11 protein-coding genes are annotated in these 12818 nt (G+C 61.3%); 5 read left to right on the forward strand and 6 right to left on the reverse strand.

Annotation, left to right across the window (positions count from 1 at the left end; all coding sequences use genetic code 11):
- Positions 1-4: 4 nt before the first annotated feature.
- From HFO71_RS25025 to HFO71_RS25050, 6 genes are all read right to left on the reverse strand, one after another.
- Complete coding sequence (locus HFO71_RS25025; RefSeq protein WP_221988553.1) at positions 5-1534, reverse strand: FGGY-family carbohydrate kinase; 1530 nt, start codon at positions 1532-1534, stop codon at positions 5-7.
- A gap of 37 nt (positions 1535-1571) precedes the next feature.
- A complete protein-coding gene (locus tag HFO71_RS25030) occupies positions 1572-2414 on the reverse strand; it encodes a DeoR/GlpR family DNA-binding transcription regulator (RefSeq protein ID WP_131718461.1) in 843 nt (280 codons plus the stop codon).
- A gap of 149 nt (positions 2415-2563) precedes the next feature.
- Positions 2564-3511: a D-ribose ABC transporter substrate-binding protein gene (locus HFO71_RS25035; protein WP_003550839.1), complete on the reverse strand. Its 948-nt coding sequence runs from the start codon at positions 3509-3511 to the stop codon at positions 2564-2566.
- Between the two features lie 111 nt (positions 3512-3622).
- Positions 3623-4675 (reverse strand): ABC transporter permease, encoded by a 1053-nt coding sequence (locus tag HFO71_RS25040; protein ID WP_003562489.1) that lies wholly within the window; start codon positions 4673-4675, stop codon positions 3623-3625.
- Between the two features lie 22 nt (positions 4676-4697).
- A complete protein-coding gene (locus HFO71_RS25045; RefSeq protein WP_131641162.1) occupies positions 4698-6242 on the reverse strand; it encodes a sugar ABC transporter ATP-binding protein in 1545 nt (514 codons plus the stop codon).
- A complete protein-coding gene (locus HFO71_RS25050) occupies positions 6239-6895 on the reverse strand; it encodes a DUF2291 domain-containing protein (protein WP_077980716.1) in 657 nt (218 codons plus the stop codon). The genes HFO71_RS25045 and HFO71_RS25050 overlap by 4 nt, the downstream gene beginning before the upstream one ends.
- Before the next feature lie 308 nt (positions 6896-7203).
- Between HFO71_RS25050 and HFO71_RS25055 the strand changes: the two genes are divergently transcribed.
- The 5 genes from HFO71_RS25055 to HFO71_RS25075 all read left to right on the forward strand — a co-directional run bounded on the left by HFO71_RS25055 (position 7204) and on the right by HFO71_RS25075 (position 12753).
- A complete protein-coding gene (locus tag HFO71_RS25055) occupies positions 7204-7605 on the forward strand; it encodes a hypothetical protein (RefSeq protein WP_206988430.1) in 402 nt (133 codons plus the stop codon).
- Positions 7606-7684: 79 nt separating this feature from the next.
- Positions 7685-9259, forward strand: coding sequence for an FGGY-family carbohydrate kinase (locus HFO71_RS25060; protein ID WP_245006973.1), 1575 nt, complete (start codon positions 7685-7687; stop codon positions 9257-9259).
- Positions 9260-9291: 32 nt separating this feature from the next.
- Complete coding sequence (locus HFO71_RS25065; RefSeq protein ID WP_131641160.1) at positions 9292-10803, forward strand: glycerol-3-phosphate dehydrogenase; 1512 nt, start codon at positions 9292-9294, stop codon at positions 10801-10803.
- Positions 10804-10814: 11 nt separating this feature from the next.
- Positions 10815-11747, forward strand: coding sequence for a sugar phosphate isomerase/epimerase family protein (locus HFO71_RS25070; RefSeq protein ID WP_077980713.1), 933 nt, complete (start codon positions 10815-10817; stop codon positions 11745-11747).
- A gap of 70 nt (positions 11748-11817) precedes the next feature.
- Complete coding sequence (locus tag HFO71_RS25075; RefSeq protein ID WP_017956515.1) at positions 11818-12753, forward strand: sugar-binding transcriptional regulator; 936 nt, start codon at positions 11818-11820, stop codon at positions 12751-12753.
- Positions 12754-12818: the final 65 nt, after the last annotated feature.

A 12818-nucleotide genomic window follows, 5' to 3' on the forward strand; every position in this document is an offset into this window, starting at 1 on the left:
CTTTTCAGTTTGCCGATTGCTCCGGCGCAAGCGCGGCAATCCTAGGCCAAAGGGGGATCATCGCGTCGGCAATGTCGCGGAATACCCGGTAACGCTTTTCATAATCCGCGCTGCGCGCCGCATCCGGCCGGCAAGTTTTCGCGATGGAGGCCGTGTCGCGCGGATCGCTCTGCGGATCGGCAAAGATACCGGCGCCCGAGCCGGCACAAAGCGCAGCACCCCAGGCGGCCGCCTCATCGGTCTCGGTGACCGTGACCGGCATGCCAAGCACATCGGCAAACATCTGCACGACGGCAGGATTGCGCGAGACGCCACCGGCGAGCCGCGCCTGATCGAAGGCAAAGCCGTCGCGAAGCGCGTCGACATGGATGCGATGATTGAAAGCGATGCCCTCAAGCACGGCGCGCAGCATATCGCCGCGGTCGTGCCATCCACCGAGCCCGAAGAAGCCGGCGCTGGCTGCTGCGCCATAAGGCGAGCCGAACAGATAGGGATGGAAGAGCGCCGTCGAGGGGCGCTCGAAGGCGGCGTCGATCTCGGGCGCCAGCAGGGCGTGGATCGAGTTGCCTTGCATCTCGCCATTCATTCGCTCGGCAGCGCAGAGCGTATCCAGAAACCAGTCGTAATTGGCTGTCGAGGCCGGGGAGATCGACATGCTGTTCCAGATGCCGGGCGCAATCCCGTTGCGGCAGAACCAGCGTCGATCGACACGCGGTTCCGACGAAAGCGTCTCGTTGATCGAATAGGTCCCGGCAATGACTGCGACAACGCCCTTGGCATAGCCCCCTGCCCCGAGCGCCGAGGCCGTGACGTCGTGCAGACCGGCAACGACAGGCGTCCCTTCGGCAAGGCCCGTCAGCTGCGCGGCTTCACGGGTCACGCGTCCGACGATCTGGTCGGAGCGCGAGGCCGGCGGCAGGGCGTGGACGAGATCCTGCAATCCAAACAGCCGAAGGGCGTCCTCGCTGTAGTTCTGCGTTTTGACATTGGTGAAGGAGGTGCTCGCTTCGGTGCGGTCCGTACCGATGATCCCGGTCAGGCAGAACCGCAGCCAGTCCTTGCAGCTGCAGAAATGGCCGATGCGCTTATAGCGTTCAGGCTCCATTTCGCGGATCCAGGCAAGCAATGCCGATGGCGCGGAGACGTGCGGGATCTGTCCCGTCAGTTCGATCGCCAGGTCGGCGACATCGCTCTGCGTCCACCGGTCGACGATCGCCCCTGCCCGGCTGTCCAGCGAGAGAATGGCCCGGCCAAGCGGCTTCCGGGCGTGATCGAGCAGGTAGATGCCGTCTCCATGCGCGGTAGCGGCAATGCCCTCTATGTCGCTTGCCGGTCGTCCGCTGAGGGAAATCGCTTCGCGAATGGCATCGGCCGTCGCGTTCCACAATTCATCCATGTCGCGCTCGATATGGCGTGCCCTCGGAATGAACTGCGTGACGCGGCGCCGAGCGACTGCAAGAGGCGTGCCGTCGATATCGAAGATGACTGCCTTGGTGACTGTCAAACCACTATCAATCCCGAGCAGTGTCGGCATTCAGATTTACCTCACGAGGAGCAACGGGTCGGCGCCGTCAGGAGCGCCCTCCGGCGCCCCTGGCGATGACCACGTTGATATCTCTGGACCGCATGCGGTCGATGTGCACCGGCTGGGTCTTGTCGTCGACGATGACCACGTCGAACTCATCCAGTGCTGCGAAACTGTGGAGCGCACGCCGTTCGAACTTGGTATGATCGGCAAGCAGGATGCGTTTTACGGAACAGTCGAACATGGCGCGCTTGGTATCGACTGTTTCAGGAGACTGGTGCAGCACCGTGCCATCGCTGATCGCCGACATCGAGATGAACGCGACATCGGCCCTGAGAGCCTTGATCTCGTTGATGGTCATGCGACCCATGAAGGCATTGCACCAATTGTAATACTGGCCGCCGAGGGCGAGCAGCGTCACGTCGTGCAGGCCCGTCAGCGCATTCATCAGCGTCAGGGAATTGGTGATTGCGGTGACCGGCGCCTTCGACGGCAGATGTGCCGCCATCTGAAGAACCGTGGTCGAGTCATCGAAAAAGATCGCCTGCCCCGGTTCGACGAATTGCATTGCCGCCTCGGCGATCAGCTTCTTTTCGGCCGACTGACGGTTCGAGCGGTAGACGTCGCTGGATTCGATGAGATTGGTCGCCGCCGCCGTGACGATGCCGCGCGTCTTCCTGAAGAGGCCGCGGCTGACGAGTTCATCGACGTCGCGATGAGCCGTCATCAGGCTGATCCCAAAGCGGTCGGTCAGGTCTTCAATCCGCATCGAGCCTTCACCCATCACGGCCTCTGCAATCATGCGGCGGCGCGCGATCTGGCGCGTCTGCCGGCTGTCGCTGGTGAGTTGGTCCAACAGATCGTCGTCCCGGCTGGTCTTCTGTGTCACGGGTCACCCCTGTCGCTGAATTGTGGATCCCAGCTTCGTACAGTGATTGCCGCGCCAAGGCAAAAACGTGAAGAGCAACCGGTGATTGAACCGCCGGCCATCGCTTCCAGCATGAAAGTGAGGGCGCTCTTGCGAGCGCCCTCTTCTGTTTACTGAGCCAGAACGAACGGGCCAGTGTACTTGTCGATGTTGTCCTTGGTAATCAACAGGCAATCAAAGAGCTGCTTCTCGCTCTTGGCACCCGTGTTACCCGTCTTGATCAGATTGTCGGCCTGCTTGACGGCTTCTTCGGAGAAGACGGCAACCGGTTGGAGGACGGTGTATTGGAGTTCGCCCGCCTTGATGGCAGCAACGGCATCCGGCGAACCGTCGAAGCCGCCGACCTTCACATTGGCGAGCTTGCCGGCTTCCTTGAGCGCGGCAATCGCACCAAGCGCCATTTCGTCATTGCCCGAGATGACGCCGACGATATCTGGGTTGGCCTGCAGCATCGACTGCATCTTGTTGTGGCCCTGGGTGCGGTCCCAGTTGGCAACTTCCTTGGCGACCTTCTTCAGATCCGGATACTGCGAAAGGACAGTTTCGTAGCCATTCGACCGCGTTGCAGCATTGTTGTCGGACGGAGCGCCGAAGAGTTCGGCATAGTTGCCCTTGTCGCCGATCGCTTCGACCCATTGCTGCGCACCGAGTGCGGCGCCCTGTGCGTTGTTGGAAACGAGCTGCGCCTTGGCCAGGCCTTCCTGGTTGATTTCGGCGTTGACGAGGATGACCGGGATGCCGGCAGCAACGGCCTTCTTGACCGCTCCGACGGAACCGTCGGCGTTTGCCGGGTCGAGGATAATCGCCACCGACTTGTTGGTGATCGCCGTATCGATCAGGTTGCTTTCGGTATTGGTGTCACCCTTGTGGGCGTTGACCGAGGCCGTGTAGCCGAGCTTCTCGGCGGTTGCCTTGGCAACATTGCCTTCCGTCAGCCAATAGGGATTCGACGGATCGTTGACGATGATCGTCATCATGCCCGCTGCCCAAGCCGAGCTTGCCAGAAGCGGTGCTACGGCCGCGGCGGCCAGAAGTATGCGCATGCCTTTCTTAAACATAGTCTCTCTCCCATTCGTGAGCTTAGTTATTGCCGGGGATCCGGCAGGGCTTTCCGCAATCGGCTTCGTGGATTCCAATCTGCCGTCGTGGATAAGTTTCGGTCTTAGCCGTCAGGACGATTTGACCCGGCGGCCGTATTGGATGCTGTTCATGAGGACGGCGAGAACGATCACAGCGCCGGTAAATACTGTCTGCCAGTAGGCCGAGACGCCGATGATCACGAGGCCGTCCGAAAGGAAGCCGATGACGAAGGCGCCGAGCATGGTGCCGCGAACCGTACCGCGGCCGCCGGTCAGCGCCGCGCCGCCGATGACCACGGCTGCGATTGCCGTCAGTTCGTAGGTTGTGCCTGCCGTCGGACCGGCTGAAGTCAGCTGCGAGGAGAGGACCAGACCGGCGATCGCAGCACAGACGCCCGAAAGCACATAGACGATGATCTTCACACGCTTGACCGGGACACCGGAGAGGTCGGCGGCTCGCTCGTTACCGCCTGAGGCATAGAGCCAGCGGCCGAAGGCGGTGCGGCTCAGCACGATGCCGCAAATGATGGCGAGAACCGCAAGCACGATGACACCGATCGGAATGCCTGCGAGCCGGTTGAAGCCGAGCCAGTCGAAACCGGTATTGCCGAGTTCCGGACGGCCACCGAGATTGTTGTAGGTCAGGCCGTTGGTCATCAAGAGCGCGATACCGCGGGCGACGTAGAGCACGCCGAGCGAGGCGACGAAGGCCGGCACCTTGAGATAGGCGATCAGCACGCCGTTGACCGCACCGACCAGCGCACCGAGCGCACATGTGATGACGACGACGGCCCAGACCGGCGGATAGAGGATGACGCCGAAATAGGTGAGCGTGACGCCGTGCATCAGGAAACCGGCGATGCAGCCTGCAAGCCCCAGTGTCGAGCCGACCGACAGATCGATACCGCCATTGAGGATAACGAGCAGCATGCCGATCGCCAGAATGCCGAAGATCGCGACGTGCGACGCCATGATCAGGAAGTTGTTCAGCGTGAAGTAATAGGGCGACAGGAACGAGAAGACCGCAATGATGACGATCAGCGCGAAGAAGGCCCGGCCCTCCAGGATGAGACGCACGATATTGGTATTGCGCTTCGGCCCGCTGGAAACTGATTTCTTTTCGGTGACGTTCGTGACTGACATAATCAGTGCTCCATAATCCAGGCTAGTGCGCGATCACGGCTTCGCCGGAGGCGGCCATGATCTTTTCCTTGGTGACATCCGAGCCGAACTCGGCCGATATCCTGCCGCGGTGCATGACGATGATGCGGTGTGCGATACTCAGGCATTCATTGACTTCGGACGTCGAATAGATGACCGCCAATCCCTGCTTGGCGCGCTCCGCGAGCAATTTGAAAACTTCCGCCTTGGCGCCGATGTCGATGCCGCGGCTTGGCTCATCAAGCAGGATGACCTTTGGCTGGGTTGCCAGCATCTTGCCGATGACGACCTTCTGCTGGTTGCCGCCGGAGAGCGAGCCGATCGACGCAGCACCGCCATCGGTTTTCACATGCACCCGCCGGATCGCGTCATTGACGAGATCGCGCTCCCGATGGCCGGAGGTGAAAAGCCCTTTGGTGAAGGCGCGGATACTCGCAAGCGACAGATTGGAGCCGACCGTCATCGTCTGGACGAGGCCGTCGCGCTGGCGATCTTCGGGCACGAGCACGAGACCGCTGGCAATGCGCCCGGCGATGCTGAGCCCGCTGACGTCCTGTCCTTCGAGCAGAACCTGTCCGCCACTTGCGCGCAGACGTCCGGCAATGCACTCGAGCAGTTCCGTGCGCCCCGCGCCCATCAGCCCGTAGATGCAGACGATTTCGCCGGCACGCACCTTGAGCGACAGACGATCGACTGCATTATAGGCAGCGCCGGAGGGGCCGGGGACACTGAGGTTTTCGATGGAAAGCGAGAGGTTTCCGAACGGGTGACCTTGCGGCGGGCTGCCAAGGTCGAAATTCTCGCCGACCATGTTGCGGACGATCCATTCGAGATCGATGTCCTTGCGCTCGGCATAGGCCGTCATGTTTCCGTCGCGCAGAACGACGGCGTGATGGGTGATCTGCAGCGCCTCTTCCAGATGATGCGAGATGTAGACGATCGACACGCCACGGCTCGTCAGGTCGTGGATGACCTTGAAGAGCACTTCCACCTCCGTCGCGCTCAGCGCCGAGGTCGGCTCGTCCATGATCAGGATGCGCGAATTGACGGAGAGTGCCCGGGCAATTTCGACAATCTGCTGCTGGCCGAGGCGAAGATCCTCGACCCGCGTCAGCGGATCGATGTCTTCCTCGAGCTCTTCCATCAGCGCCCGGGTCTGACGCTCCTCTTCAGCGAAATCGACGACACCGCCCTTGATGATCTCGCGGCCCATGAAAATATTGTCGCGGACACTGAGATTGGGGGCCAGGCTGAGCTCCTGATGGATGATGGAGATCCCGCACTCGCGCGCATGGGTCGACGAGGTAAAGCTGATCGGTGAGCCGTCGAGAATGATCTCGCCGGAGCTTGGCTGCGCCACACCCGAAAGGATCTTCATCAGGGTCGACTTGCCCGCGCCGTTCTCCCCGAACAGCGTTGTGACCTGGCCGCGATGGATGTCGAAGTTCACTCCCTTGAGGGCGTGAACGCTGCCGTAGGATTTTGCTATGTTGCGGGCAGCGAGGACCACCTCGCCTTTCGCCCCGTTGCTGCGTTGCGGCTGGTTCATTTGAGCTCGACCTTTACCGGCGTGACGAGCCAGTTCTTCGGGTTGATGAGCTTGAAGACGCCGACCACGGTCGCCTGCTTTCCGTCCAGGGCGTCAGCATCCAGGCCCGCGAAAACCGCCTTCTTCATCTCGTTATTGATGGCCGAGCCGGCATCCTGATACTGGATCTGGTTGGTAAACTGGCCGAATTCGATGGTGCCGGTTGCATCGCGGAGGTCCGTGCCGTTGACCGCAGGGCCGGTCTGGACACGGACCACCGTCTCGGGAGGCAACCCATCGATCTTCATTTCGTTGGTGTTCGACTTGCGGGCGCCGAAAACGCCGGTCAGCGTGACGGGGATGACCGGTCCGGTGCTCGTCGCGGTACCGTATTTCTCGGCCGCCGCCTTCTTGTCGGCGGCAATGGCGGCCGCGAGATCGGCGGCGGCAACGGCCCGCTCCTCGACATTCGCCTTGATCTTCGGGAACTGCTCGGCGCCGAAGGTTTCCGGAGAGAATGCCTGCTGGCGGACATCGTTTTCGGAGCCGATCCTGACGACCGTCGTATCGAACGCGATCGCTGCAACGACGATGGCCGTCAACGCCGCGCTGACAAGGAGCGTGCGATTGCTGCTGCTCGGCTTTGATGCTGGATAATCGGGCGATGTACTCATGTCCGTTCGGCCTTTGGGCTTGGAATAGCGAGGTGAAGAAGGCTAGCGCGATGATGACCGCAGACGGGCTGAAGCACTGCGTCGCACTGGAACGGAAGCCGGCGGGCCGCCCGCAAGAGCGCAACTCTGGACGAAAATTCGCATCGGAAGCCTCCTCAACAAGACCGGCGATTGTCTCCTCCAACCGCCTTGGCCTGCAATTCTCCATCAGGAAGGGACTTCCGTGATAGAAGTATGTTATTTATGCCGTAGATGATGTTATATATTTTATAAGCTGTCAACGGCACTTTCGTGGCAACTTGACTGAAATGCACGACCTCACATCTTGTTCATCACGCTGCGGTGCAGCAAAAAGCGGCGGCAAATGCAGACACTTTCACATCTGTCATTCAGCCCACAATTTCGCCATCCACATGTTTTTTAACTATTATCTCACAGCTACAGCATTGCGCGCTCTGCCGCTTTTGACGCCACCTGCCGATAGCGCGGCGGCGGGGAAGCAAACTCCCTACTCCTCTATTTTAGATGAAAAAAATTACACCGCTAGAAAAATCTTACTAGCATTATGGTATCTTTATGTTATCTTTTCGAGCGAGCTTAGGAAGGTTTCTGCGGCGCGCCGATCCTGGGATTTGCCGAAGTGGCCGCGCTTGCCGTTGCTCGTGAAAGAACCGAAGTTGGCAGCCGCATGCATCATCGCAGAGAGTTAGGGATCGGGAGGATTTCAGATGAATTTGATGCGCGTATGGCCCGCCGCGGCGCTTGCGGTGGTGGCGAGATAGGCCTGCAATGACATCGACCGAGAAGATTATCATTGGGATAGATGCCGGCACCTCGGTCATCAAGGCTGTCGCCTTCGATCTGTCCGGCCGCCAGATCGCCACTGCCTCCGTGCGCAATAGATACGCCACCGGAGACGATGGCTCGGCAACGCAGTCGCTGGATCAGACCTGGCTCGATTGCGCCAGCGCGTTGCGTGGCCTCGGCGAAAGAGTCCCTGATCTTGCATCCCGCACCGCAGCTATCGCCGTCACCGGACAGGGCGACGGAACCTGGCTCGTCGGCCGCGGCAATCGGCCGGTCGCCGACGCCTGGCTGTGGCTCGATGCGCGCGCCGCGCCGACAGTGACGTCGCTCGCCGGCGGAACGCAGAACCGTGCCCGCTTCGAGGCAACAGGCACCGGGCTCAACACTTGCCAGCAGGGCGCGCAACTTGCCCATATGGACCGCTTCACGCCGGATCTTCTCGATCGGGCGGAGACGGCGCTGCACTGCAAGGACTGGCTCTATCTCAACCTTACAGGCGTGCGGGCAACCGATCCATCGGAGGCGAGTTTCACCTTCGGCAATTTCAGAACGCGCCAGTATGATGCAGTCGTGATCGACGCGCTCGGCCTTGACCATAGACGCAGGCTCCTGCCCGAAATCATCGACGGCAGCGAGATCAGCCACCCACTGACATCGCAGGCGGCGAAGGCCTGTGGGCTTCTTGCCGGAACGGCGGTCTGCCTCGGCTATGTCGACATGGTGATGACGGCGCTTGGTGCAGGCGTGCGCAGCGGCGCTCACAACGCCGCCTGCTCGACGATCGGCTCGACCGGCGTGCACTTGCGCGCCAAGTCCGTTGCCGATGTTCAGCTCAATCGTGAAGGGACCGGCTATGTGATCGCCCTGCCTATCCCCGGCATCGTCACCCAGGTCCAGACGAATATGGGCGCCACGATCAACGTCGACTGGATCCTCGACGTCGCCGCCTATCTGATGGCCGAGGCAGGAAAGCCTGCTTCGCATGCAGACCTCATTGCGCGCATCGACGGCTGGTTTGCAGAAAGCCGGCCGGGGTCGGTGCTTTACCATCCCTACATTTCCGAAGCGGGCGAACGTGGGCCTTTCGTCAACGCCAATGCGCGCGCGGGCTTCACCGGGCTTTCGATGCGTCACGGCTTCCCCGACCTGCTGCGCAGCGTGGTCGAAGGGTTGGGGCTTGCCACCCGCGACTGCTACTCGGCGATGGGCGCGATGCCCGAAGAGCTGCGGGTCACCGGCGGGGCAACACGCTCCGTCGCCCTTCGCCGCTCACTTTCGGCCGCCGTCAACGCACCGATCCGCCAGTCGCGCCGCGAGGAGACCGGGGCGGCCGGCGTGGCGATGATGGCCGCGGTGGCTGTCGGCGTCTATTCCAGCATGGACGATTGCATTGCCGACTGGGTGACGCCGCTGCTCGGCGATCCGGAGATACCGGATGCCAGCGAGGCCCACAGGTTCGACCGGCTTTTTTCTGCCTACACCGATGTACGCCAGGCAATGGCGCCCGCCTGGGACAAGCTTGCCGAAGCCGCAACGACGTCGCCGCTGGGCGCGTAATTCTGATGCAGCAGGCATTGAAGGAGCATGACATGACCGAACCCGAACTCCTGGATCTCTTCGTCATCGGCGGAGGCATCAACGGTGCGGGGATAGCACGCGATGCCGCTGGTCGCGGCCTGAAGGTCGTGCTGTGCGAAAAGGACGATCTGGCACAGGGAACCTCGTCTCGCTCGGGCAAGCTGGTGCATGGCGGTCTGCGTTACCTCGAATATTACGAATTCCGCTTGGTGCGTGAGGCGCTGATCGAGCGTGAAGTGCTGCTCAATGCCGCGCCCCATATCATCTGGCCGATGCGCTTTGTCCTGCCGCACAGCCCAGAGGATCGCCCCGCATGGCTCGTGCGGCTCGGCCTCTTCCTCTATGATCATCTCGGCGGCCGCAAGAAGCTGCCCGGGACCCGCACGCTCAACCTGCTCCGCGACCCCGAGGGCACGCCGATCCTCGATCAATACACACGCGGCTTTGAATATTCCGATTGCTGGGTCGACGACGCCCGCCTCGTGACCTTGAATGCGGTGAGCGCAGCGGAAAACGGCGCTCTGGTGCTGATCCGCTCGCCGGCCGTTTCGGCCCGTCGCGAGAACGGCGGTTGGACTGTGGTCACGAAAAGCAACGCCACGGGAGAGACGCGAACCTTCCGTGCCAAATGTCTGGTGAACTGCGCCGGCCCCTGGGTGATGGACATCATCAATCGCGTCGCCGGATCGAACTCCGGCCGCAACGTCCGGCTCGTCAAGGGCAGCCACATCATCGTGCCGAAGTTCTGGCCGGGCGCCAATGCCTATCTGGTCCAGAACCACGACAAACGCGTCATTTTCATCAATCCCTACGAGGGTGACAAGGCGCTGATCGGGACGACCGATATCGCTTACGAAGGCCGGGCCGAGGATGTCGCCGCCGACGAGACGGAGATCGAGTATCTACTCCAGGCGGTCAATCGCTACTTCAAGGAAAAGCTGCGTCGCCACGATGTGCTGCACAGCTTCTCCGGCGTGCGCCCGCTGTTTGACGATGGTAAGGGCAATCCGTCCGCTGTTACCCGCGACTATGTCTTCGATCTCGACGAGACAGGCGGCGCTCCGCTGCTCAACGTCTTCGGCGGCAAGATCACCACGTTCCGCGAGCTCGCCGAACGCGGCATGCAGCGTCTCAAGCATATTTTCCCGAATATGGGAGGCGACTGGACTGAGAAAGCGCCACTGCCCGGCGGCGAAATTCCGAATGCCGACTACGAGAGCTTCGCCAACAGCCTGCGCGATATCTATCCCTGGATGCCGCGCAAACTCGTGCATCACTACGGCCGTCTCTACGGCGCTCGCGCCAGGAACGTGGTTGCCGGCGCGACAAGCATGGAAGGGCTCGGGCGGCATTTCGGCGGACAGCTCTATGAGGCCGAGGCCCGCTATCTCGTCGCAACGGAATGGGCCGAAACGGCGGACGACATCCTCTATCGCCGCACCAAACACTACCTCCATCTGAACGAAGCGGAACGCGCGGCCTTTGGCGAGTGGTTTGCTTCCACCCGCCTTGCCGCCGCCTGAAGGATGCCGCCATGCCGCTGACCCTTTCGCTCAATACCAATCCGCTGGTGAACCGCTTCGCCGACCCAGACGATCTGATCGACACGGTTGCGCGCGACCTGCGGATCCGCGACATTCAACTGACCCACGAGTTCATCAATCCGAGCTGGCAGGCACCCGTCATCCGCCGCCTGACGCGCACGATGAGCGCTGCGCTGAAACGCACCGGCGTACGGGTCACCTCGGGCATGACAGGCCCCTATGGGCGCCTCAACCATTTTGGACATCCGGATGCCGATGTGCGCCGCTACTACCTCGACTGGTTCAAGACCTTTGCCGACATCACCGCCGATCTCGGCGGCCACTCGGTCGGAACGCAATTTGCGATCTTCACATACAAGGACTTCGACGATCCGGCCAGACGCGAGGAACTGATCAAGATCGCCATCGATTGTTGGGCCGATGTCGCCGAGCACGCGCGTGCCGCAGGCCTCTCCTACATGTTCTGGGAACCGATGAGCATCGGCCGCGAGTTCGGCGAGACGATCGGCGCCTGCCTGTCGCTGCAGGAGCGGCTGACATCGGCCGGAATGGCCATCCCGATGTGGATGATGGCGGATATCGATCATGGCGACATAACCTCCGCCAATCCCGACGACTACGACCCCTATGCCTGGGCGCGTGCCGTCCCGCCGATATCGCCGATCATCCACATTAAACAGAGCCTGATGGACAAGGGCGGGCACCGGCCCTTTACCGCCGAATTTAACGCCAAGGGCCGCATCCAGCCGGCACCTCTGCTCCAGGCGCTGGCCGAAGGTGGGGCGAAGGACAATGAAATTTGCCTGGAACTCTCCTTCAAGGAACGCGAGCCGAACGATCGCCAGGTCATCCCGCAGATTGCCGAAAGCGTCGCCTTCTGGGCGCCGCATATCGACACCGGCATCGCCGACTTGAACATCTGAGGCGGAGATCTTTAAAAGGCAGCACTGCGATACGGCGGAATCGCCGCATGACCTTCGAAAAGGAGCCGTGATGACGGACGCCGATGATACGCTTGCCGTGCGTGCTGCCTGGCTTCACTATGCCGGTGGCCTGACGCAGTCCGACGTTGCGCGCCGCCTCGGCGTGCCGTCGGTAAAGGCCCATCGACTGATCGCCAGAGCGGTCGCCGATGGTGTCGTCAAAGTTACCATCGACGGGGATATCGTCGAATGCGTCGAGCTGGAGATGCGGCTTTCGGAACGGTTCGGGCTTCAATATTGCGAGGTCGCACCCGATCTCGGCGAGGAAGGCTTGCCGCTGCGCGCACTCGGCCATGCAGGCGCCGGCTATCTCAAGCGCGAGATCGAGCGCGGCGACAATACGGTGATCGGCCTTGGTCATGGCCGCACGCTTTCCGCCGCCGTGCAATATATGCCGAGGGTGAGCGCGAAGAACCTGCGCTTCGTCTCGTTGCTTGGCGGGCTGACACGAAACTACGGCGCCAATCCCTATGACGTGATGCATCGCATCGCCGAAAAGACCGGCGCCCATGCCTATGTCATGCCGGTTCCCTTTTTTGCCAATACCGGCGAGGACCGCGAAGTGCTGAAGGCGCAGCGTGCCGTCAAGGAGGTCTTCGATCTTGCCAATAATGCCGACCTCAAGCTCGTCGGCCTGGGAACTGTCGATGCCGAGGCGCAGCTGGTTTTGTCCGGCATGGTCGAACCGGGTGAAATCGACGACATTGCTGCCGCAGGCGGCGTCGGCGAAATCCTCGGACATTTTTTCGACGCCGACGGCCATATCCTCGAGACCGCGCTGACGGCGCGCACGCTCTCTGCATCTTTTCCCAAAACCAAGAAAGAGCGGCTCGTGGCGCTGGCGGGCGGACAGTCGAAAGTGGCGGCCATCCGGGCAATTCTGAATAGCCGTCGCCTTTTCGGGCTGATCACCGACGAACGAACCGCGCAGTCGCTGCTGAAGTAGCTACGGAAACACAACAATATTTGATCGCAAAATAACATAATAAATGTTGATTATCACGCATACTC

Origin of the sequence: Rhizobium laguerreae (assembly GCF_019778565.1) — a bacterium.
GTDB lineage: Bacteria > Pseudomonadota > Alphaproteobacteria > Rhizobiales > Rhizobiaceae > Rhizobium > Rhizobium laguerreae.

Bases quoted from the DNA above. Each gene is read 5' to 3' on its own strand.
- HFO71_RS25025 (WP_221988553.1), bottom strand. From the start codon at position 1,534: ATGCCGACACTGCTCGGGATTGATAGTGGTTTGACAGTCACCAAGGCA.
- HFO71_RS25035 (WP_003550839.1), bottom strand. From the start codon at position 3,511: ATGTTTAAGAAAGGCATGCGCATACTTCTGGCCGCCGCGGCCGTAGCA.
- HFO71_RS25040 (WP_003562489.1), bottom strand. From the start codon at position 4,675: ATGTCAGTCACGAACGTCACCGAAAAGAAATCAGTTTCCAGCGGGCCG.
- HFO71_RS25045 (WP_131641162.1), bottom strand. From the start codon at position 6,242: ATGAACCAGCCGCAACGCAGCAACGGGGCGAAAGGCGAGGTGGTCCTC.
- HFO71_RS25050 (WP_077980716.1), bottom strand. From the start codon at position 6,895: ATGAGTACATCGCCCGATTATCCAGCATCAAAGCCGAGCAGCAGCAAT.
- HFO71_RS25055 (WP_206988430.1), top strand. From the start codon at position 7,204: ATGCACGACCTCACATCTTGTTCATCACGCTGCGGTGCAGCAAAAAGC.
- HFO71_RS25060 (WP_245006973.1), top strand. From the start codon at position 7,685: ATGACATCGACCGAGAAGATTATCATTGGGATAGATGCCGGCACCTCG.
- HFO71_RS25065 (WP_131641160.1), top strand. From the start codon at position 9,292: ATGACCGAACCCGAACTCCTGGATCTCTTCGTCATCGGCGGAGGCATC.
- HFO71_RS25070 (WP_077980713.1), top strand. From the start codon at position 10,815: ATGCCGCTGACCCTTTCGCTCAATACCAATCCGCTGGTGAACCGCTTC.
- HFO71_RS25075 (WP_017956515.1), top strand. From the start codon at position 11,818: ATGACGGACGCCGATGATACGCTTGCCGTGCGTGCTGCCTGGCTTCAC.